A 21,992-nucleotide genomic window follows, 5' to 3' on the forward strand; every position below is an offset into this window, starting at 1 on the left:
CCCGTGGGCACCGGCGACCTCCCGCCGGCCCCGGGAAACCAGCGGACCCGACGGTCCGGCCGAGCGAGTACGGAGATGAGACCGTGACCGACACCAGCACCCCCCGCGCCGACGAGTCCCTGGACGAGGAGGGGACCGAGCCGACCGCGGTGAACGGCGAGACCGAGGAGACCGACGAGGAGTCGAGCCCCAAGGAGAAGAAGGCCGTCGGCGAGAGCGAACTGTTCCGGCAGAGCGAGATCGCGGCCGACTACGTCGAGGGCCTGCTCGACATCCTCGACTACGACGGCGACATCGACGAGCTGGTCTCCGGCGGTCGTCCCGTCGTCGAGGTGGTGGGCGGCCGGCTGCAGAACCTGGTCGGCCAGCGCGGTGCCACCCTGGAGGCCCTCCAGGAGCTCGCCCGGCTGGCCGTCTTCCGGCAGACCGGCACCCCGAGTCGGCTGCTGCTCGACGTCGGCGGCTACCGGGCGACCCGCCGCAAGGAACTCGCCGCCGTCGCCAAGAACGCCGTGGAGAAGGTCAAGGAGTACGGCGAGTCCGTACGCCTGGAGCCCATGTCCGCGTTCGAGCGCAAGTGCGTACACGACGTCGTCAACGCGATGAGCGGCGTGGAGAGCGAGTCCGAGGGCGTCGAGCCGAACCGCCGCATCATCGTCCGGCCGGCGGACTGACCGGGTGACCCACGACGACACCACGGCCGGTGCCGTGGACGGCCCGGGTGGCACGCCGCCCGGGCCGTCGCCTGTCCGGCCCGAGCCGCCCGTGAACCCCGACACCGCCGCGCCCCCGGCCGACGCTCCTGCGGCTGCGACGCAGTCCCCGGCCGACGCTCCTGTGGCCCCGACGCCTTCGGCCGACGCTTCTGCGGCCATGCCGCCTTCGGCTGCCGCTCCCGAGGGCCGGCCGTCCTCGGCTACCGCTTTTGGGGCCGCGTCGTCGCCGGCGGCGGACCCGCAGTCTCCGGGCGACGCCTCCGAGGGCGCGACGCCCCCGGCCGTGGCTGCTCGGGATGCGCCCTCCCCGACCGTGGCGGTGCTGCCGCCGGAGCTGGCCGGCGCGGCCCGCACGCTCTTCGGCGACCGGCTGGACCTGGCGGCCGCGTACGCCGAACTGCTCGCCACCGACGGCGTGGTCCGCGGCCTGATCGGCCCGCGTGAGGCGCCCCGGATCTGGGACCGCCACCTGCTCAACTGCGCGGCGGTGGCCGAGCGGATCCCGCAGGGGGCGACGGTCCTCGACGTCGGCTCCGGCGCCGGGCTGCCCGGTCTGGTGCTGGCCATCGCGCGTCCCGACCTGACCGTGACCCTGATCGAGCCGCTCGCCCGCCGCACCTCCTTCCTCATCGAGGCGGTGCAGCACCTGGGCCTGGCGAAGATGGTCCGGGTGTTCCGGGGGCGGGCCGACGAGGCGGCGACCGGCGCGACGGGCGTCGGCCCGTTGCGCGGGGACGTGGTCACGGCGCGCGCTGTCGCGCCGCTGGACCGGCTCTCGACGTGGTGCCTGCCCCTGGCCCTCCCCGGCGGTCGGCTGATCGCCCTCAAGGGCGCGTCCGCGGTCGACGAGATCGCCGAGCACGCGCAGACGGTCGCCCGGCTCGGCGGCGGTGAGCCCGAGGTGCACCGCTGCGGCGAGGGCGTGATTGATCCGCCGACGACGGTGGTGGAGATCGTGCGGGAGCGGATGGTCGGGCCGGCCCGGCCGAAGGCCCCGAAGAGGTCGCGAGGCGGCCGGTCCCGGCGGCGCTGAGTCCCTCTCGGACATCGTGCCGGATGTACGCGATACCGGCTTCCCGGCCGGCGGTTGCGTCGTTGAACCGGTACGGGTGGACGGAAGGATGAGAACCCGACGTGGACCGGCTGCGCCCGTGAGCCGTAGGCTGGCTGCGCGTCGATAGTGTGGAGCGGGCGGCAACGGACGTTCACCGGTCCCGCCGCTCCCGCCGGGCCGTACGCTCCGCGGTGCGATCGCGTGCGGCCAGTTGACGGGGTGCGGACCGACCATCCGAAGCGGGCAGGGATGACAGGTGCATGACGACGGAAGGCACGACGATCCACGCGTGACCGGGTCACCGGGCGACCCCGTTTCACGTGAAACCGACTACCCCAACTGGGCGCCCGGCGGGGCGTCGTTCCGGCCGCCCGGCTGGGACGCGGCCGCCCCGCCGTCGGACGCCGAGGCGGTTGGGCCGGAGCACCCGGCGACGCGCGCCGCTCCCGACGTGCCGCGCGCCGGCAACCCGGCCGGCGGCCGGGTGATTCCGATCCGGCGCAACGCCTCGGCCTCGGCCCGCTTCGAGCTTCCCGTGCCGCAGCAGCCCACCCCGGACTCCGTGCCGGACGCGACCCCCGAACCCGTTCCCGTCACCGACACGACCGCCGCCCCGGGAGCCAGTGCTGCCGAGGCCGCGTACGTTTCACGTGAAACCCCGACGCGCGAAGAGGATGACCCACCGTTGGCTATGGAGGCGATGCGCGCCGTGCAGATCCTTAATCCGAGTGGCGAGGTGACGATGCCTCGGCCGGAGCGGACCCGGGTCATGTGCGTCGCGAACCAGAAGGGCGGCGTGGGAAAGACCACGACCACGGTGAACCTTGCGGTGGCACTCGCCCTGCACGGCAACCGGGTGCTGGTGGTCGATCTCGATCCGCAAGGAAACGCCTCCACCGGGCTGAACGTCCCGCACCACACGGGTGTGCCGGACGTCTACGACTGCCTCATCAACAGCGTGCCGCTGGAGGAGGTGGCCCAGGGCGTCGAGGGCATCCCCAACCTCTGGTGCGTACCGGCGACGATCGACCTCGCCGGCGCGGAGATCGAGCTGGTGTCGGTGGTCGCCCGCGAGTCGCGGCTGGCCCGGGCGATCGCCGCCTACCCCGGCCACTTCGACTACGTCTTCATCGACTGCCCGCCCTCGCTCGGTCTGCTGACGGTCAACGCGCTCGTGGCCGCGCAGGAGGTGCTCATCCCGATCCAGTGCGAGTACTACGCGCTGGAGGGGCTGAACCAGCTGATCAACAACATCAACCTGGTCCGCCAGCACCTCAACCCCAAGCTCGACGTCTCCACCATCCTGCTCACCATGTACGACCGGCGTACCCGGCTGGCCGACGCCGTCGAGCAGGACGTACGGAACCACTTCGGCGACAAGGTGCTCCAGGCGGTCATCCCCCGCAACGTCCGCGTCTCGGAGGCACCCAGCTACGGCCAGTCCGTGATGACCTACGATCCGGGGTCGCGGGGGGCGACGAGCTACTTCGAAGCCGCCCAGGAGATCGCCGAGCGTGGCGTCAAGGAGCCGGTGGGCCGGAATGCGTAGTGCGGAACAGTCGCTGGGAGGCGTGGCATGAAGAACCGTCCTCGGGGCGGTCTGGGGCGGGGCCTGGGGGCCCTCATCCCGACCGGGCCGGCGCCGACCGCAGTGGTGGAGCCGACCCCCGCCGTCGAGCCGCCTGCGACGGCTGAGGCGTCGACCGCCGTCGGCGCCCCGGAGGAGTCGGCACCCGTCGTGGCGAGCCCGCCTGCGGCTGCCCAGCCCGAGCCGGAGCCCGTACTCAGCCCTGTGCCGGGGGCCCGGTTCGCCGAGATCCCGGTCGACGCGATCGTGCCGAACCCGAAGCAGCCCCGCCAGGTCTTCGACGAGGACGCCCTGGAGGAGCTGAAGACCTCGATCCAGGAGGTCGGCTTCCTCCAGCCGATCGTCGTACGGCAGCTCGACGACGAGAAGTACGAACTCGTCATGGGCGAGCGGCGTTGGCGGGCCGCGCAGGCCGTCGGGCGGGAGAAGATCCCGGCGATCGTCCGGGACACCCAGGACGACGCGATGCTCCGCGACGCGTTGCTGGAGAACATCCATCGGGCGAACCTGAACCCGCTGGAGGAGGCGGCCGCGTACCAGCAACTGCTGGACGAGTTCGGCGCCACCCACGAGGAACTCGCCCGGCGCATCGGGCGGAGCCGGCCGCAGATCTCGAACACCATCCGGCTGCTCAACCTGCCCGCGCAGGTCCAGACCCGGGTCGCCGCAGGCATCCTCTCCGCCGGACACGCCCGTGCGCTGCTGAGCCTCGACGAGGCCGAGGCGCAGGAGCAGCTCGCACGGCGAATCGTCGCCGAGGGGATCTCGGTCCGCGCGACCGAGGAGATCGTCGCGCTGGCCCTGAGCGACGGTACGACGAAGAAGGAGGCGGCCAAGCGCCGCCCGAAGCCGCACGCCCCCGCCCTCACGGATCTGGCCGACCGGCTCTCCGACCGGTTCGACACCCGTGTGAAGGTCGACATCGGTCGGAGCAAGGGCAAGATCACCATTGAGTTCGCTACGGTCGATGACCTGGAGCGGATCGTCGGCCTTATCGGCGTCGGCCAGGAGGAGGAGCCGGAGGCCTGACCTGGCCGGCGCAAGCCGGCTCTACGGGCGGATCCGCGTCGGTTGGAAGGCAGACATCGCCAGCCGCGTGACCTTCAGGGTCACGCGGCTGTTCTGTGTCGGCCCGCAGTCGAGTTCCTCGTCCCGCGAGTCGCAGCGCTGTTGGTCCGTTGCTCGCATGGCGACGGCTCGCGGAGGCCGGGACCGTTTCACGTGAAACCGTGGGCGGCGGCCGTTTCACGTGAAACCGCGCGGGCGGTGCCCGTTGGTTCGGCCGTCGCCGTGGCCGTTTCCGTGAAACGGCCACGGTTCTGCGGTTTGCGGCCCGGCGGTTGAGATGGCATCGAAGAGTACGGGCGAGACCCACCCGAGCAGATGAACGCCAAGCGGTAGCGGGGCTCTGCCGAAGGGGACCGCGAGGCAGCCGTAGAGGCTGTGAGAGGGCGTCGGAGCCCCTCGTGCCGGCTCTGGCACCCCGAGGGCCACCCCTGCGGTTTGGCGGGACCGGTAGCGCTGTGAGGACGTGGATGGGCCCGCCAGGATCGAGCCTCAACCCCACTGGACGCACGCTGCCCGGCCCATCTTGTGTCGGGTGCATCCGCTCGAGCCGTCGCCGGGTCGTGGGATGCCAGTCGCACTCGTGCTGCCGGCAAAGCGCTCCGGACGATCCGGCGGCATGCGTGCCGACATGCAGCATCCCGACGTCCCGCTACGCAGAGGGCGCCCCGTCGCAGTCGTGTCGTCGCCGTTCTCAGCTTCGCTTCCGGCGGGGTCGTGTCAACGGATGCACGACGCCGAGGCGCAACCCTGGTCGGCCCCGCCGAACGGGCACCACAGCACCTGCAACAGGTCCACCTCGCTGGCGTGGGGCCGGTCGGGGACATCCCGCGACGAGCTGGCCGTTGCGGCCATGTCTTCAGGAACCGCGACAGTCGAAGCGCGATGGGTGGCCATCGGTCGAAGGCCGGAGGCGTCGGACTCAGCGGCGTCGACTCGGAACGGCGGATTGGGAAGCGCCGGGGCTCAAGGGCAGCGGACTCGGAAGCGGCGGATTCGAGGACGGCGGATTCGAGGACGGCGGATTGGGAGGTGCCGGGTTCGAGGACGGCGGACCCGCAGGCGGCGGATTCACAGGCGGTGCCACCGGAAGGCACGGAGCGGCGATCACGGGATCGGAAGCTCGATCGGCGGTCGGGAGCGGCGCCGACGATGACGGCCCGGTGGTCGCGCGAGCGACGATTATCGGGCGGGGTGATGGCGAGGATGGAGCGACGGCGAAGTGCGGCCGACGTCGACGGCGTGTTCTGGTTTCACGTGGAACCGTCCGCAGCCCCGTCCCGCAGCCCTCAGGCCCGAAACGGAGCCTTCAGGTCCAAAGTTATCCACAGGGGTTATCCACAGGCTCCCCTGTTTCACGTGAAACCCCGTGTGGAACAGGGTGACAGCCTGTGGATGACGGCATGTGTCCGGCGTCTCATCAGCCTGTGGATGCCTGTGCGTGCCTGTGGATAACTTCGCTTCGCGCTGCGACCTCAGGGCCGGAGCGGCATCGCTCCGTGGCGCATTCGGGTAGGGACAGCGGTGCCGGAACCGGTTAGTGTCAGCGTCGTGCACGACACCCCTCCCTCCGTTCCGGACTTCACCCAGTGGCCGTCCTTCCCCTTCGAGGGCGACCTTCGTGTCAAGCAACTCGATGATCCGGTCCCGGTCGAGCCGCCGCGCAGGGGCGAGGGACATCGGGAATGCACCGCCTGCAACGCCCCGGACGACGCGTACATCTGGGTGGGCGAGCGATGGCGGGTACGCGCCATGGACCGTCCCACCGGGCTGCCGATGGTGCTGATCCTCGAATCCCGCTCGCACCTGGATCTCGGCGACCTGCCGAACCTGCTCGCCGCCGAACTGGGGGTGATGACCGTACGGCTGGAGCGGGCCATCCGGTCCCTCGACGGCGTGGCCCGGGTGCACGTCAACCGCTGGGGCGACGGCTCCGCGCACCTGCACATGTGGTTCCTCGCCCGGCCCTACGGTCAGCTTCAGTTGCGGGGGACCTTCCTCTCCCTGTGGGATTCCATCCTGCCGCCCATCTCGGAGTCGCAATGGCGAGAGAACCTCGCCATGGTCGCGGCCTGGCTGGCGGAGTTCGGCGGACGCCCGCTGGCCGAGCCGCCGCGCATCCAGTGGCAGGCGCCCTCCAGCTTCACCGGGCAGTCCCCGGTCGAGGACGAGCCGACGGAGGGCGAGGCGGTTTCCGTGATCGAGTCCGCCGAGGAGGTCCCGCCCGCGGAGGAACCGGGAGACGAGGCGTCCGCCGCGGAAGCCCGAGGGCCGCGCGTCTAGGGCTCGTCCGTCCTGCCGATCCCTCGAACGGGCGCTCGGTGGCTCCGAGCGGGACGTCCGGCGAGACCGGCCACCGCAACACCCTCGATCGGCAGCCGGCGCACATGCCCAACCGGTGGGCCCACGATCGACCGGACGAGACCCCGGAGAGAGACGGGCCGGTCAGGGGCGCCGGGTCGCGGCGCGGGCCACCAGGGTTCCGAGCGTCCTGCCGAAGTCCAGGCCAGCGGCCTGGACCGCGAGCGGCAGCAACGAGGTCTCGGTCATCCCCGGCGAGACGTTGACCTCCAGCACGTGCGGCTGCCCTGCGGAGTCCACGATCAGGTCGACGCGGCTGAGGTCGCGCAGGCCCAGTGCGGTGTGCGCGGCCAGCGCGACGTCGGCGACCACGCCGGCCACCTCCGGCGCCAGCCGTGCGGGGGTGTGCCAGGTCGTCCGGCCGGCGGTGTAGCGGGCCGCGTAGTCGTACACCCCGTTGCGGGGCACGATCTCCACCGCTGGCAGAGCGCGCGGCCCGTCGCCCAGGTCGACCACGGAGACCGCCACGTCCATGCCGGGCACGTACCGCTCGACCAGCGCCGTCGAGTCGTACGCGAAGCAGCCGACCATCGCGGCCGGCAGGGACGCGGCGTCCCGGACCACGGCGGCGCCCAGCCCCGAACCGCCCTGCGTGGGTTTCACCATGAGCGGCAGCCCCAGCCGCTCGACGACCCGGTCCAGCACCGCCACGGCACCCAACTCGGAGAACCGGTCGTGCGGCAGGGCGACCCAGTCGGGGGTCGGGATGCCCGCCTCGCGGAGCACCGCCTTGGCCGACGGCTTGTCCCACGCCAGCCGCGACGCGCGGGCGTCGCACCCCACGTACGGGATGCCGCAGAGGTCCAGCACGCCGCGCAGCGACCCGTCCTCGCCGGTGGCGCCGTGCAGGGCGATCACGACGGCGTCCGGCGGGTCGGCGTCCAGGGCCGGCAGCAGCGCCACGTCGGCGTCCCGCATCTCGGCGTCCATGCCGACGGCCCGAAGCGCGTCCAGCACCCGGCGCCCGGACCGCAGCGAGACGTCACGCTCATAGGAGAGCCCGCCGGCGAGCACCAGCACCCGCAGGTCGGCGGTGGCGGCGGGGTCGGTCACGAGGGAACGCTCGGCAGCGGTGGGAACCATGCCGGAATCATGCCAAGTCGGGTCCCGGCGTGTCCGAGCCGGCCTGCCCGCGTCGCGCCCCGGGGCGGCCGACCGCGCCGAAGACCCGCCGCATGGCGATGTCCTGCTCCATCACGCCGGCCAGTCGGCGTACGCCTTCGCGGATCCGTTCCGGCGACGGGAACGAGAAGTTGAGCCGCATGTTGCCGGTGCCGGTGCCGTCGGCGTAGAAGCCGGTGCCCGGCACGTACGCCACCCGGGCGGCGATGGCCCGGGGCATCATCGCCTTGGAGTCGAGGCCGTCGGGCAGGGTCGCCCAGACGAAGAGGCCGCCGCCCGGCGTCGTCCAGGTCGTGCCGGCGGGCATCAGGTCGTCCAGCGCGGCGAGCATCGCGTCGCGCCGTTCCCGGTAGACCTCGCGGTAGACCTTGAGCTGCTCCCGCCACGGCATGGTGCCGAGGTAGGTGGAGACGGCGGCCTGCGCGTAGCCGCTCGGGCAGAGGATCTGCGCCTCGCTGGCGATGACCAGCTTGTCGCGGACGGCGTGCGGCGCGAGGATCCAGCCGACCCGCAGGCCGGGAGCGAAGGTCTTGGAGAAGGTGCTGAGGTAGAAGACCCCGTCACGGCGCCGCGCGCGCAGCGGCGCGGGCGCGTCCCCGGCGAAACCCAGCTGACCGTACGGGTCGTCCTCGACCACGAGCAGGCCGGCGCGCTCGCAGACGTCGAGCACCCGCTCCCGCCGCTCCTCGGTCAGCGTCACGCCGGTCGGGTTCTGGTAGGTCGGGATGGTGTAGAGGAACTTGACCCGCCGGCCGGCGCGCGCCTGCTCGGCGATGGCCGCCTCCAGCGCCTCCGGGATCAGCCCGTCGTCGTCCATGGGCACGTGCGCCACCTGGGCCTGGGCGGCCTGGAACACGCCGAGCGCGCCGACGTAGGTGGGGCCCTCGGCGAGCACCACGTCCCCCGGGTCGAGGAAGAGCCGGGCCACCAGGTCGAGGGCCTGCTGACCGCCCACGGTGACCACCACGTCGTCCGGGGAAGCGCCGCACGCGGCGTCGATGCCGGAGAGCGCCATCACCTCGCAGATCCGTTCGCGCAACTCCAGGGTGCCCTGCCCGATGCCGTACTGGAGGGTGGTGGCACCGTGCTCGGCACCGAGCCGGCCGAGCATTTCGCCGACCGCGTCGAGCGGCAGCGCTGCGATGTAGGGGGCGCCGCCAGCGAGCGAGACCACCTCCGGGCGACTGGCCACCGCGAAGAGCGCGCGGATCTCCGAGGCGGTCATGCCCCGCACGCGGCGGGCGTACCGGTCGGTGTAGTCGTCGAGCGTCGTGCCGGTCATGACATCACCTCGATGGCTGCTCGGGTGGCTCCCGCCCCGGCGTACCCGGGACACCGACGACCATGGCGACGCGGGACGCCGGGTGTCGATCCTAGTCGCCGCCTGCCAGGATGCCACCGTGACGGCGGTCGGCGTCCACATCGCGGACCTGGCGGGCGCCCCGACGGGAGGGGCATTCGCGCGTCCCCTCCCGCCGCGTCCGTTTGCGGCGTACGATCGCTCGTCGGGGGCAGGAAAAGCGGCGTTGTCGTTCCGTGCCGGTCTCACCTCCGAGCCTAATGTGGGGATGCACGAATGTCGCGACGTCTGGTCAGCTTGACCCTGGACACCCTGGAGGACCTGCCCCGTCCGTGCCGGCAGTGCGTCTACTGGGAGCTTGATCCGGTCTCGGCGGACCGGGCCTGCGCGGCCGGCGATCCGGGGCTGGAGAAGGAGGCCTGGGTCTCGCAGACCCTGCTGGAGTGGGGTTCCTGCGGCAAGCTCGTCTACGTCGACGGCATGCCGGCCGGCTTCGTCCTCTACGCCCCGCCGGCCTACGTGCCGCGCTCGATGGCCTTCCCCACCTCCCCGGTCTCCGCCGACGCCGCGCTGCTGATGACGGCCAACGTGGTGCCCGCGTTCGCCGGCGGCGGGCTGGGCCGGATGCTGGTCCAGGGCGTCGCCCGGGACCTCACCAAGCGCGGCATCAAGGCGATCGAGGCGTTCGGCGACGCCAAGTTCGGCGACGCGGCCGACCCGGCCGGCACCTGCGTCGCGCCGGCCGACTTCTTCCTCTCGGTGGGCTTCAAGACGGTCCGCCCGCACCCGCGCTTCCCGCGGCTGCGGCTGGAGCTGCGTACGGCGCTGAGCTGGAAGTCCGACGTCGAGTACGCGCTGGAGAAGCTGCTCGGCTCGATGAGCCCCGAGACGCTGCTCCGCCCCGTCCGCCCGGCCCCGGCCACCCGCTCCACCGCCAGCTGACCCTGCGACGGGCGACTCCGGGCGGCGGCAGGCGGCAACGGGCTCAGTCCACCACCGTGCCGGCGGCCACCACCGCCCGCAGCTCGCTCACGTCGATCGAGCCGGTGGGGACGTCCCGCTCGACGGGGAAGTACATCCGCTGCACGGCGGCGACGATGGCCTCCGCCACCCGGTCCCGGAACCGGGGGTCGACCAGTCGGCCCCGGTCGGCGGGCGAGGTGAGGTAGCCGACCTCGACGCGTACGGCTGGCATCCGGGTCAGCCGGAGCAGGTCCCACGCCTTCGCGTGTGTGCGGCAGTCGCGCAGCCCGGTGCGGGCGACGATCTCGCGCTGCACCAGCCCGGCCAGCCGCTCCCCGGTCGCCGAGGTCACCCCGTTGTCGGTGCCGTAGTGGTAGGTCGCCACCCCCTCGGCCTCCGGGTTGGCATGCCCGTCGACGTGCAGCGAGATGAACACGTCGGCGCCGAGGGAGTTGGCCAGCTCCGCGCGGTCGACGTCCGGCAGGCACTCCTCCTGGGCCGGCCCGCGGGTGAGCTGTACGCGGACGCCGGAGGCGGCGAGCCTGCCCTCCAACCGGCTGGCCAGGTCGTGCACGAGATCCGCCTCGGTCCACCGCAGCGACCCGTCCGGCACCAGCACGCCGGGGTCGGTGCCCCCGTGCCCGGGGTCGATGACGACGGTCCGCCCCACCAGCGTCGGGCCGGACTGCCGGATGGCGTCGGACTCGCGCAGCCACTGCGGGCGCCCGCCGACGACCTTGCGGCCGAGCCGGCGCAACGCGTTCATGGTGTGCGGGCCGCACGAGCCGTCGGGCGTCAGCCCGACCTCCCGCTGGAACTGGGCGACCGCCCGGGAGGTCCGTACGCCGTAGATGGCGTCCGCGCGCCCCACGTCGTACCCCATCTCCAGCAGCCGTTCCTGGAGCGAGCGGACGTCCTCGCCGGTGAGCGGATCCGGTACGGCATGGTAGAGCGTGCGGGCGCCCAGCCGCCAGCGGGCGGCGTCCAGGGCCCGCCAGGTCTCGGCGCCGACGCGGCCGTCCACGCTGAGCCCCCGGGACTGCTGGAAGGCCCGTACCGCGCGTTCGGTGTGCGTGTCGAACTCGTCGGCGTCCGGCGCCGTCGGGGTGAGAAGGTCGAGGCCGGTGAGCACCGTACGGATCTCCGTCACCGCGGGTCCACGGTCACCGGGTCGGATCGGACGCACGCACGACCCCCTCTGCAGGACGGTTGCTGGCCGGGCGGCCCCGGGTTGAGGTTATGCGCTCCGAAGGCTCCGGGGCCCCACGTCGGGAAAAACGCGTCGACCCCGTGCCCGGCGGACCGGGTACGGGGTCGACGCGTGTCGGTGCTGCTCAGAGCGCCGATTCGATGAGCTTGACGAGCTCGCCCTTCGGCTTGGCGCCGGCGATCGACTGCACCGGCTCGCCGTTCTTGAAGACCGTCAGGGTCGGGACCGACATCACCCGGTAGGCGCGGGCGGTCTCCGGGTTCTCGTCGATGTTGAGCTTGACGATGGTGACCTGGTCGCCCATCTCGCCGGCGATCTCCTCCAGCAGCGGCGACACCTTGCGGCACGGGCCGCACCACTCGGCCCAGAAGTCCACCAGAACCGGCTTGTCGGACTTCAGCACGTCGACGGCGAAACTCGCGTCGGTGACCGACTTCGTTGCTCCCACTATGACCCTCCTCCGGAATGTGTTTCGGTTGTTCAGCCCTGCAGCGTGGCGATGAAGCGCTCGGCGTCCAGCGCGGCGGCACAGCCCGTGCCGGCGGCGGTGATCGCCTGCCGGTAGGTGTGGTCCACCAGGTCGCCGGCGGCGAAGACGCCGGGCACGCTGGTGCGGGTGCTGGGCGCCTCGACCTTCACGTAGCCCTCGTCGTCCATCTCCACCTGGCCCTGGAACAGCTCGCTGCGCGGGTCGTGGCCGATGGCCACGAAGACGCCGGTGACGTCGAGGACCTTGGACTCGCCGGTGTGCGTGTTGCGTACCCGCACCCCGCAGACCTTGCCGTCGTCGCCGAGGATTTCCTCGACCACGGTGTTCCACTCGACCTTGATCTTGTCGTTGCTCAGTGCCCGCTCGGCCATGATCTTGCTGGCCCGGAAGGAGTCCCGGCGGTGGAGGATGGTGACCGAGTCGGCGAACCGGGTGAGGAAGCTCGCCTCCTCCATCGCCGAGTCACCGCCACCGACGACCACGATGTGCTGGTTGCGGAAGAAGAAGCCGTCGCAGGTCGCGCAGGACGAGACGCCGTGGCCCAGGTACTCCTGCTCGCCGGGAACGCCGAGCGGACGCCACGCGGAGCCGGTGGCGAGGATGACCGCCCTGGCCCGGTACGCGGTCTGGCCCACCCAGACGGTGCTGACGGCGTCGGAGCCCACGCTGCCGGTGTCCTTCAGCTCGACCCGCGTCACGTCGTCGGTGAGGAACTCCGCGCCGAACCGCTCGGCCTGCTTGCGCATGTTGTCCATCAGCTCAGGGCCGAGGATGCCGTCGGCGAAGCCGGGGAAGTTCTCCACCTCGGTGGTCGTCATCAGCGCACCGCCGGACTGCACGCCCTCGATGATGAGCGGTTTGAGGTTGGCGCGCGCCGCGTAGACCGCCGCCGTGTAACCGGCCGGCCCGGAGCCGATGATGATCAGGTTGCGGACCTCGTCCACTGCCGTCTCCCGATTCGTGTTGTTCGTCATCGGCGCGCACCGATGCCGATCCGATGCCGACGCCCCTCGGTGCCGGCACTTCGATGTGCAGAACGTCATCGTACGAACCGGGGATTCCCGAGCCGGTCATCCGGTGGGTCAGGTCACGTGGACGGTCAAACGTCCGGTGGCCGCGAATTCACCCTACCCGCGTGCGGTAGCGGCTGTCCGAGCCGGACCCGGGGACCCCGCATTCCGGGCCGCTGGCCCAGGCCCAGCCCGCCCCCGTGGCGTCGGTGAAGCGCACGATCAGCGCCGGGCGCCCCTGGAAGCGGGCGTAGTCGACCACGTCGACCACCAACGGACCGTTGCCGTGCTCGGCCTTGATCGCGCCGATGCAGGCGCCCAGCGCGGCGGGGTCGGTGAGCCGATCGAGGCCGAGGGCGGAGCTGGGCAGCCGCCCGCCCTCCGCCTGGACGCCGGGCTGTTCCCCGGGCGGTCCGCCGGTGAACGGCCGTGCCTTCGGCGACGACGGGAGGGCGGCCAGTGACTCCGGCGTGTAGTCCGTGCCGCTGCGTACCGACGGCTCGCCGGAGATTCGGAACGGCGTGGCGGTGGCCGGGCCGGCTGCCTCCTCGCGGTGGGCGGAGCCGGGCAACGCCGTGTCCGCGGCACCGCCGGTCTGCTGATCCCTGGTGAACTGGTCGACGCCGAGGCCGACCGCCGCGATGGACACCGCGGCCAGCGCGACGGGCCCCGCCAGGCGGCCCCAGCGGCGTCGCCGTCGGCCGGGCCCGGTGGCCCCGCCGCGACCCGGTTCAGAGCGGGGTACGCCCGCCGGACGCCTGCCGGAACCGCCGAGCGGCTGCGTGGGCACCGCGCCGGCGCCGATCCTGACCCCCGGCTGCGCCCCGGCGTGTTCTGCTCCCGCGCCGCCAGCCGAAGGACCTGGTTCGACGTCGTCAGACCCCGAAGGGCCCGGCCCGGCGAGGACCGGCTCGGAGTCGCTGCCCGGCCCGAGGGCCGCGGCGCCGGTGGCGGTGGCGTGGGCCAGCGCGGCGGCGATCCGGTCGGCGACGTCGGCCGGCATCTCGGGTGCGGTGGTGCCCCAGGCGGCCAGGCCCGCCCGGACGTCCGCCACGGCGGGGGCCAGCAGCGCGTACGCCTGCGCCCAGTCGGCGTCCTCGTCGACCAGGCGTGCGACGAGTTCCTCCTCCGGGGTACCGTCCAGCGCCCCGCCGAGGTAGTCGGCGAGCAGGTCGTGGTCGACCTCCCTGAACCCCCCGGCCGTCACGCGTCCTCCTGGTGGGCATCCCGCCGGGACCGTCCCGACCCCGATCGGACGCCCTCGGGCGACCGCGGGTTCCCTCGGGTGACGGCCGGCACGTTCGGACCCGCCGTCGGGGCCGGCTCGGCCCGCTGCGGGGTGGACCGCTCCTCGGCCCGCTGGGGGCGCAGGTGGCCGAGCTGCGTCGCCAGGCGGGCCCGTCCCCGGGCGCACCGGCTCTTGACCGTGCCCTCGGCCACGCCGAGGATCCGGGCCACCTCGGCGACGGGGTAGCCCTGCACGTCGACCAGGATCAGCGCCGCCCGCTGCTCGGCCGGCAGCTCGGCGAGCGCCTGCCGGACCACGAGCGCCGTGTCGTGGTCCTGTACGGGTGCCGCCGGCTCGACGCCCCCGGTGCCGGAGTCGGTGTCGCGAACCCCGTCCGGCAGCGGCACCGTGGGGTGCGCCTGGCGGCGGCGGATCCGGTCCAGACAGGCGTTCACCACGATCCGGTGCAGCCAGGTGGTGACCGCCGAGTCGCCCCGGAACCGGCCGGCGGCCCGGTGGGCGGACAGCAGGGCGTCCTGGAGTGCGTCGGCGGCCTCCTCACGGTCGCCGAGCGTACGCAGGGCCACCGCCCAGAGCCGGTCGCGGTGCCGGTGGAAGAGCTCGGCGAAGGCGTGCGGGTCGCCGGCCACGTGGGCGTGCAGGAGGTCGAGGTCCGCAGCCCCGGCCGGCGGCGCCGACGACGAGACCGGTGGACCCACCGGTCCACCGGTCGCTCGTTCCCCGGGCACGCCCATCACCACGTCCGGCGGATGCGGTGCCCGGAGCGCGGGGACCGGCTCACGATCCCTGGACCGTGATCTCCTGGACGCCGAGCTTGTAGCCGCCGTCGCTCGACGGCAGCTCGGTGATCCAGAACAGCAGGTAGCGGTACTTCTGGTCGGCGTTGAAGCCGTTGAAGGTCATCTTGGTGCCTTCGTGCTCCTCGAACGGCTGGCCGATCGCGGTCTTCTTGTATTCGGTGACGAGCGCGTCGTCCCCCGCCGAGGTCGAGGGCTGGTCGTTCGTACCCGCGAGGAGCTGGGCGGAGGCGCCCCGGGCGGAGAGCACGACCTGCACCGACTTGACGGTGCGCTGGTCGCCGAGGTCGATCCAGACCCCCATGCCCTTCTTCAGGTTGCCGAAGTTGGACCGGTTGTAGGTGTCGGTCTCCCAGCCCTTGTCCTCGTCGTTGTCGAAGACCTTGTCGGCTCCCTCGAGCTCGTCCCGGGACTTGCTGTCCGGGTCGATGATCCGGGCGGCGCTGATCTTCAGCGGCCCCGCCGTGACGGCGGCCGGGGTCGCGTCGCCACCGGGCGCGCTCGACGAGGGCGCGGCGACCGGGTTCGTCTGGGGGTCGTCGTCACCACCGCGCAGGGTGGTGATGCCGATCAGCAGGCCGACGAGGGCGACCGCCAGCAGGCCGGCGATGCCGATCGCGACCTTGCGCCCGCCGGCGGCGGCCAGCGGCGACGGCTCCTCGCCGGTGTCGGCGGTGAAGCGCAGCGGGCCGGCGTTGTCGAGGAACTGCTCGTCGGCCGGCACGTCCAGCCGGGCCAGCTCGGCCGCGAGCACGTCCGACGAGGACGGCTCGATCTCGGCGTCGAGCAGGTCCATGGTGAGGTCATCGAGGTACGCCGGTACGCCCGCCCGGACCTGCCGGGGCGCGGCGAGCGCACCCCCCGCGTCGCGTACGGCGTCGGGGATGGCGGCCCGGCCGTGGCCGGCGGTGGCGCCCCGCAGCGGGGCCTCCACGTGCGGCCAGTGCCCGGTCAGGGCGAAGTAGAGGACCCCGCCGATCGCCCGGACGTCGCTCTGCTGGCTGTCGGCGCCGTCGGTGCGCGCGTCGGCCAGCACCACCCGGCCGTCGTCGCTGATCATCACCGTGCCGGGGTGGACGTTGCCGTGCACCATGCCGGTGGCGTGCACGGCGGCGAGGGCGCTGGCGACCGCGTTGCCGATGGTGGTGGCGCGCGCCGGGTCCAGCGGGCCGTCGACGACCAGCTCGCGCAGCGACTGCCCGTCGACCCACTCCCGCACCACGTACGCCCGCTCGGCCTCGTCGATCGCGTCGTAGACGCCGACCAGGTTGGGGTGGATGACGCGGCTGGCCGCGACGGCGCCCTGGAGCATCTCGGTGGCCGAGTCGCCACCCGGGTAGCGCAGCACGACCGCGACGGGACGGCGCAGGATGACGTCGACCCCGCGCCAGACCAGCCGACCCGCGCTGTCGTTGTTGATGTGCTCGACCAACTCGTAACGCTCGGCGAGGATCTCACCGGCCGTGGGAGCACCGAAGGTCATGACCTGAGGAGCGCTCTCCTCCGCCTCCTGACCTTCGCCGACCTGGGTCACCCGTCCTCCCTCGGTGATCGTGTCGATCGATGGACCCGCGCTGCTGGGCATGTGGCTTCCCGCTCTGCCTTCGAAGGAACCGGTCGACCGGTGTCGACGCGGAGCGTCGGCGCCTGCCGTACCCGTCGAGAGCGACCTTACCCGGGTTGGCCGTCTCCCCGACATGTCATCTTCGCGCCGCTCCCGGGCTGAGCTGCCGGCAGGCGACCGGCTTGTCCGGTTGCGCCCGTTGTCGGCCACGTTGCTGGCACATGTACTGGCCAATCTAGAGGTTGACCGCAAGCACCCGCAGAGAGGGGGCCGGCCGGTGCGGCGATCGCGCCGACGCCGCCGGGTTCCCCCCGACCGGCCCGTCATGCTCATCCGTACGGTTGGTTATCCACAGGCCGATCCGGTGGCTGAGCGGTGAATCGCGGAGTTATCCACAGGCGCATCCCCAGGCTGGTGATCCTCGTTCACACAGAGTGGAGTCCGCCCGCAGGACGGCCGCCGGCCGGGGAGTCGGGGATCGGTCAGCGGCCCAACCGGCGCCGGACCATGCCCACGACCTCGGTGATCTCGCCGATCCGCAGGACCGTCGCCAGCCCGAGGTACGTCCCGCCGATCACCGCGCCGCCGACCACCAGCTGCACGATGGCCTCCAGGCGGCTCGGCGTGTCGTCGCCGGGCAGCAACTTGACCACGATCAGGCCGACCACCGCCGAGCCGAGCGCCGCGACCAGGACCCGGCCGCCGGTCCGCATGATCTCGCCGAGGCCGATCCGGCCCACCCGGGGGCGCAGCAGCCAGGCCGAGGCGACGGCGGCAGCCAGGTAGGAGACGGCGTTGCCGATCATCATGCCGGCACCCACGAAGCTCGCCGAGAAGGCCACGTAGAGCACGACCTGCACCCCGATGCGCAGCGCCACCACCGGAATGTTGATCAGCGCCGGGGTGCGGGTGTCCGGCAGCGCGTAGAAGGCGAAGGTGAACAGCTGACTCACCGCGAACGGCACCAGGGCGAGCGCGGCGGCGAGCAGCACCACTGAGGTGGCGGCGGCGTTGTTCGCGGTGAAGGCGCCGTGCCGGAACAGGGTGAACGCGATCGGGGTGGCGAGGACCGCGTAGCAGACGGCGATCGGCGCGAGCACCGCGGTGACCGTCCGGGTGCCCCGGGACAGGTCGGCGGCCACGTCGGCGTACCGGCCGTCGGCGGCGGCGGCGCTCATCCGGGGCATCAGCGCGGTGATGATCGAGACGGCGATGATGCCGTGCGCCGTCATCAGCAGCAGGAAGACATTGTTGTAGATCAGCGGGCCGGCGGCGCTCTCCCGGCCGGCCCGGTTCAGCAGGTTGAACAGCACGATCAGGCCGATCTGGCTGACCGCGACGTAGCAGAACATCCAGGCTCCGAGCCGGCCCAGCTCGCGCAGGCCCAGCTCGCGGAAGTCGAAGCGCAGCTTCCAGCGGAAGCCCACCTTGCGCAGCGCCGGCAGCAGGCCGGCGGCCTGGACGGCCACGCCGAGCAGGGTGCCGCCGCCGATCAGCAGGATCCGCCCGGTCGTCATCTCGTCCGGCTTGATGATCTTCGCGCCGAAGATCGCGATGTAGAGGCCGGCGGTGGCGATTACGACCAGGTTGTTCAGGATCGGCGCCCACATCGGGGCGGCGAAGTGGCCCCGGGTGTTGAGCACCGCGCTGATCAGCGCGCTGAGGCCCGAGAAGAAGATCATCGGCAGCATCAGGCGGGCCAGCGCCGTGACCAGATCCGAGTAACCGTCGGGCGACTCGCCGCTGCCGTAGAGCCAGGTCAGCCACGATGCCGCCAGCACCGCCAACACCGCGGCCACGCCGAGCGCCAGCACCGCGAGGGTGAGCAGCCGCTGGGCGTACGCCTGGCCGCCGTCCGCGTCGGACTTGCGCCGCCGCACCAGCACCGGGATCAGCACGCTGGTGAGCACTCCGCCGAGCAGGAACTCGTAGACCATCCCGGGCAGGATCTGCGCGGTCGTGTACGCGTCACCGACCAGCGCGCCGCCGAGCGCCGCCGCGATCACCAGGTTGCGCAGGAAGCCCGTACCCCGGCTGACGAGGCTGCCGATCGCCATCACCGCGCTGTTGGTCGCGGCGCTGGCCTCGGCCACCTGCTCCTGCGGCGGCGCGGTCGACTCCAGGGCCGGCTGGTTGAGCGGCTCGGCGGAGATGAACGTGGCGCCGTCCGACGGCCGGCCGGGCGCGGCGCCGCCCTGGGCGGCATTCGCGCTGCGGTAGAGACCGCCGCTCATCTTGTCGCCTCCAAGGCAGAGAGGTACGTCGCAGCCGGGGCCCGGCCCGCACGTCACAGACGATAGTCAACGGCCACCCGTTACCCGCGCCCGGCGGACCACATCCCCGCCGGGACCGATAGGCTGGCGCTCCCATGTCCGACGCCTCCGCTCCCCACGCCGCCGACCGCCGCGAACTCACCGCCGCGCAGCGCAACGCCGTCGCCGAACTCCTCCGGGTCTCCCCGGTCGCCGACGAGTTGGGCCGCCGGTTCGCGCGGGCCGGCCACGAGCTGCACCTGGTGGGCGGTTCGGTACGCGACGCCCTGCTCGGCCGCCTCGGCGACGACCTCGACTTCTGCACCGACGCGCACCCCGACGAGACCCTGCGCGTCGTACGCGGCTGGGCCGAGTCGATCTGGGAGACCGGCCGGGAGTTCGGCACCATCGGGTGCCAGCGCGACGGGCTGCGGCTGGAGATCACCACCTTCCGCGCCGAGTCGTACGACCAGGTCAGCCGCAACCCGGTCGTCGAGTACGGCACCGACCTCGCCGAGGACCTGCGGCGGCGCGACTTCACCATCAACGCGATGGCGGTCAGCCTGCCCGAGCACCGGTTCACCGACCCGCACGGCGGGCTGGACGACCTGGCCGCCAAGGTGATCCGCACCCCGGGCACCCCGGCGGAGTCCTTCGGCGACGACCCGCTGCGGATGCTGCGCGCGGCCCGCTTCGCCGCCCAGCTGCGCTTCGCGGTGCACCCCGACGCATACGCGGCGATGGCCCGGATGGCCGGCGACCTGGACCGGATCACGGCCGAGCGGATCCGCGACGAGTTCACCAAGCTGCTCTGCGGCGCGGACCCGCTCACCGGGCTGCGGCTGCTGGTCGACACCGGGCTTGCCGAGCGTTTCCTGCCGGAGCTGACCGGGCTGAAGCTGGAGATCGACGAGCACGCCCAGCACAAGGACGTCTACGAGCACACCCTCACCGTGGTGAGCAACGCCGTCTCGTACGAGACCGAGGGGCCGGACTTCGTCCTGCGGATGGCCGCGCTGATGCACGACGTCGGGAAGCCGGCGACGAAGGCGGTGGGCCAGGACGGCCGGGTCAGCTTCCACCACCACGAGGTGGTGGGCGCCCGGCTCACCAAGGCCCGGATGAAGGCGCTGCGCTACCCGAAGGAGATCACTGCCAAGGTCACCGCGCTGGTGGCGCTGCACCTGCGCTTCTACGGCTACGGGCGGGGCGAGTGGACCGACTCGGCGGTGCGCCGCTACGTCGCCGACGCCGGTGACCTGCTGCCGCGCCTGCACAAGCTGACCCGGTCGGACTGCACGACCCGCAACCGGCGCAAGGCGGCCCAGCTCGCCGCCGACTACGACGCGCTGGAGGAGCGGATCGCCCGGATCGCCGCCGAGGAGGACCTGGCGCGGGTCCGGCCAGACCTGGACGGCAACGCCATCATGGAGCTGCTGGGCGTACCGCCGGGGCCGGTTGTCGGGCAGGCCTGGAAGCACCTCAAGGAGCTGCGCCTGGAGCGCGGCCCGTTGGACCGCGACGAGGCCGAGGCGGAGCTGCTGCGCTGGGCCCGCGACGAGGGCATCGTCGGCTAGTCCGCCGCGTTCCGCGGGACAGGGCCGACGGCCAGGGCGACCACCGGCACCGACAGCAGCGGCGCGGCCCGGCTCCGGCACGAGAAGGGCGCCGCCCCCTGCCGGGGACGGCGCCCTGTCGCGCTCAGCGGCCCGACCGCTGTGCGGCTGGCGTCAGCGGGTCTCGACGGCCGAGCCGTCGACCGGCGGCTTGCCGTTGCCGGTGGTCGCCGCCGCCGAGCCGAGCTTCCCCAGCAGGCCGGCCAGGTCGATGCCGGTCAGGTCGCTGCCGAGCTGGAGCCCCTGGGCGACGTTGCCCGCCACCGACTTCGTCAGGGACGAGGCGCCGTCGGTGGAGATGACGGTCATCTTGTCGATCGCGCCGATCGGGGCGCTGGCCGCCTCGACCACCTGCGGCAGCACCTTGACCAGCAGGTCCAGCACGGCGGCCTCGCCGTACGCCGCGAAGGCCTCGGCCTTGCGGGCCATCGCGTCGGCCTCGGCCTGGCCCTTGGCCAGGATGGCGGCGGCCTCGGCCGCACCCTCCCGCTCGACCGCCTCGGCGATGGCGGAGCGGCGGCGCTGCTCGGCCTCACCCTCCTTGGCGCCCTCGATCGCGTTTGCCTCGGCCAGCGCGGCCCGGCGGGCCCGCTCGCCCTCACCGGTGAGCCGGGCCTGCTCGGCGGCGGCCTGGGCGGCGGCGATGACGGCCTGGCGCTGCGCGTCGGCGTTCAGCACGGCCGCGTTGCGGGACGCCTCGGCCTCCTGCTCCACCTTGTATCGGGCGGCGTCGGCCGGCTTGCGCACCTCGGTGTCGAGCTGGCGCTGCTTGAGCTCGGCGTTGCGCTCGGCGACCTTCTGCTGCTCGGAGAGGATCGCCTGGTCCCGCTCGGCCTGGGCCAGCGGCCCGGCGGCGGCGGACTTCGCCTTGGCCGCGTCGATCTCCGCCTGGATGGCGGCCTGCTTCAGCGACAGGTTCCGGTTGGCCTCGGCGATGGCCTCCTCGGCGAGCAGCCGCTCCTGCTCGGCCTGCTGGCGGGCCCGCGCCTCGGCGATGGCGGCGTCCTTGAGCACCCGGGCGGCCTCCGGCCGGCCCAGGTCCTGGAGGTAGGAGCCCTCGGCCAGGATGTCCTGGAGCTGGAAGGTGTCCAGCACCAGGCCCTGGTTGGTCATCGAGTGCTCGGCCTCCTCGGCGACCGCGCTGGCGAACGCCGCCCGGTCCCGGATGACCTCCTCGACGGTGAGCCGGCCGACGATCGAACGCAGCGCGCCGGCCAGCACCTCCCGGGTGAAGTCCTCGATCTCGTCCTGCTGGTGCAGGAAGCGCTGCGCGGCGGCGCGGATGGCGTCCTCGGTGCCGCCGACCTTGACGATCGCGACGCCGTGCAGGTCGGCGCGGATGCCCTGCTTGCTGACGGCGCCCTTGATGCCGACGTCGATCCGCCGGCTGGACAGGTCGAGCGACTGGAGCTTCTGCACCACGGGCAGGACGAAGACGGACGCGCCGAGCACGACCTTCTGCCCGGAGTTGTCGGTCGACCGGCCGCCGTCGGCGGTCTGGGTGGTGCGGCCCTTGCGGCCGGTGACGATGAACGCCTCGTTCGGCCCGGCCACCTTGATGCGGGAGAGCACGAAGAGCACGAGCACGAGGACGAGGAGGACCGCGCCGCCGATGGCGATGAGAAGGGGCATGTG

Annotated in this window: 16 protein-coding genes and 1 pseudogene; 7 read left to right on the forward strand and 10 right to left on the reverse strand. The window is 72.7% G+C overall.

Going from position 1 to position 21,992, the window contains the following annotated elements:
* The first annotated feature begins 83 nt into the window (after positions 1–83).
* The 5 genes and pseudogenes from GA0070610_RS27925 to GA0070610_RS27945 all read left to right on the forward strand — a co-directional run.
* Positions 84–674, forward strand: a complete 591-nt coding sequence (locus GA0070610_RS27925) for a Jag family protein (RefSeq protein ID WP_089002795.1) — start codon at positions 84–86, stop codon at positions 672–674.
* Positions 675–999: 325 nt separating this feature from the next.
* On the forward strand, positions 1,000–1,749 hold the full coding sequence (gene rsmG, locus GA0070610_RS27930; protein ID WP_231925835.1) for a 16S rRNA (guanine(527)-N(7))-methyltransferase RsmG: 750 nt from the start codon (positions 1,000–1,002) through the stop codon (positions 1,747–1,749).
* A 277-nt stretch (positions 1,750–2,026) separates the two neighbouring features.
* Positions 2,027–3,319 carry a ParA family protein gene (locus tag GA0070610_RS31010; RefSeq protein ID WP_089002797.1) on the forward strand — a complete coding sequence of 431 codons (1,293 nt, stop codon included), beginning with the start codon at positions 2,027–2,029 and terminating at the stop codon, positions 3,317–3,319.
* Positions 3,320–3,346: 27 nt separating this feature from the next.
* Positions 3,347–4,387, forward strand: a complete 1,041-nt coding sequence (locus GA0070610_RS27940) for a ParB/RepB/Spo0J family partition protein (RefSeq protein ID WP_089002798.1) — start codon at positions 3,347–3,349, stop codon at positions 4,385–4,387.
* Between the two features lie 1,587 nt (positions 4,388–5,974).
* Positions 5,975–6,647: pseudogene (locus GA0070610_RS27945) on the forward strand (hypothetical protein); the annotation flags it as partial.
* Between the two features lie 221 nt (positions 6,648–6,868).
* Here GA0070610_RS27945 and GA0070610_RS27950 read toward each other — a convergent pair.
* Both GA0070610_RS27950 and GA0070610_RS27955 read right to left on the reverse strand, forming a co-directional pair.
* Complete coding sequence (locus GA0070610_RS27950; protein ID WP_089002800.1) at positions 6,869–7,867, reverse strand: D-alanine--D-alanine ligase family protein; 999 nt, start codon at positions 7,865–7,867, stop codon at positions 6,869–6,871.
* A 7-nt stretch (positions 7,868–7,874) separates the two neighbouring features.
* Complete coding sequence (locus GA0070610_RS27955) at positions 7,875–9,188, reverse strand: aminotransferase-like domain-containing protein (RefSeq protein ID WP_089002801.1); 1,314 nt, start codon at positions 9,186–9,188, stop codon at positions 7,875–7,877.
* A 294-nt stretch (positions 9,189–9,482) separates the two neighbouring features.
* On the opposite strand from GA0070610_RS27955, the gene GA0070610_RS27960 reads away from it, so the two are divergent.
* Positions 9,483–10,148 carry a GNAT family N-acetyltransferase gene (locus tag GA0070610_RS27960; protein ID WP_089002802.1) on the forward strand — a complete coding sequence of 222 codons (666 nt, stop codon included), beginning with the start codon at positions 9,483–9,485 and terminating at the stop codon, positions 10,146–10,148.
* A gap of 43 nt (positions 10,149–10,191) precedes the next feature.
* Here GA0070610_RS27960 and GA0070610_RS27965 read toward each other — a convergent pair whose 3' ends face one another.
* The 7 genes from GA0070610_RS27965 to murJ form a co-directional block, all read right to left on the reverse strand.
* Positions 10,192–11,355, reverse strand: coding sequence for an N-acetylmuramoyl-L-alanine amidase (locus GA0070610_RS27965; RefSeq protein ID WP_089002803.1), 1,164 nt, complete (start codon positions 11,353–11,355; stop codon positions 10,192–10,194).
* Between the two features lie 148 nt (positions 11,356–11,503).
* A complete protein-coding gene (gene trxA / locus GA0070610_RS27970) occupies positions 11,504–11,827 on the reverse strand; it encodes a thioredoxin (protein ID WP_089002804.1) in 324 nt (107 codons plus the stop codon).
* 32 nt (positions 11,828–11,859) lie between these two features.
* On the reverse strand, positions 11,860–12,813 hold the full coding sequence (gene trxB / locus GA0070610_RS27975; protein WP_089002805.1) for a thioredoxin-disulfide reductase: 954 nt from the start codon (positions 12,811–12,813) through the stop codon (positions 11,860–11,862).
* A gap of 178 nt (positions 12,814–12,991) precedes the next feature.
* A complete protein-coding gene (locus GA0070610_RS27980) occupies positions 12,992–14,086 on the reverse strand; it encodes a hypothetical protein (protein ID WP_089002806.1) in 1,095 nt (364 codons plus the stop codon).
* Positions 14,083–14,862, reverse strand: a complete 780-nt coding sequence (sigM, locus tag GA0070610_RS27985) for an RNA polymerase sigma factor SigM (protein ID WP_089002807.1) — start codon at positions 14,860–14,862, stop codon at positions 14,083–14,085. Before sigM ends, GA0070610_RS27980 begins: the two co-directional genes overlap by 4 nt.
* A gap of 43 nt (positions 14,863–14,905) precedes the next feature.
* The gene (locus GA0070610_RS27990) at positions 14,906–16,510 is read right to left on the reverse strand and encodes a protein kinase family protein (RefSeq protein WP_089002808.1); all 1,605 of its coding nucleotides are present in this window, start codon (positions 16,508–16,510) and stop codon (positions 14,906–14,908) included.
* Between the two features lie 461 nt (positions 16,511–16,971).
* Positions 16,972–18,723, reverse strand: coding sequence for a murein biosynthesis integral membrane protein MurJ (murJ, locus tag GA0070610_RS27995; protein WP_089002809.1), 1,752 nt, complete (start codon positions 18,721–18,723; stop codon positions 16,972–16,974).
* Between the two features lie 134 nt (positions 18,724–18,857).
* Between murJ and GA0070610_RS28000 the strand changes: the two genes are divergently transcribed.
* The gene (locus GA0070610_RS28000; protein WP_089002810.1) at positions 18,858–20,318 is read left to right on the forward strand and encodes a CCA tRNA nucleotidyltransferase; all 1,461 of its coding nucleotides are present in this window, start codon (positions 18,858–18,860) and stop codon (positions 20,316–20,318) included.
* A 153-nt stretch (positions 20,319–20,471) separates the two neighbouring features.
* On the opposite strand, the gene GA0070610_RS28005 is transcribed toward GA0070610_RS28000, so the two are convergent.
* Positions 20,472–21,989, reverse strand: coding sequence for a flotillin family protein (locus GA0070610_RS28005; protein WP_089002811.1), 1,518 nt, complete (start codon positions 21,987–21,989; stop codon positions 20,472–20,474).
* Positions 21,990–21,992: the final 3 nt, after the last annotated feature.

It is taken from the genome of Micromonospora echinofusca (genome assembly GCF_900091445.1).
In the GTDB taxonomy this organism is placed as follows: domain Bacteria; phylum Actinomycetota; class Actinomycetes; order Mycobacteriales; family Micromonosporaceae; genus Micromonospora; species Micromonospora echinofusca.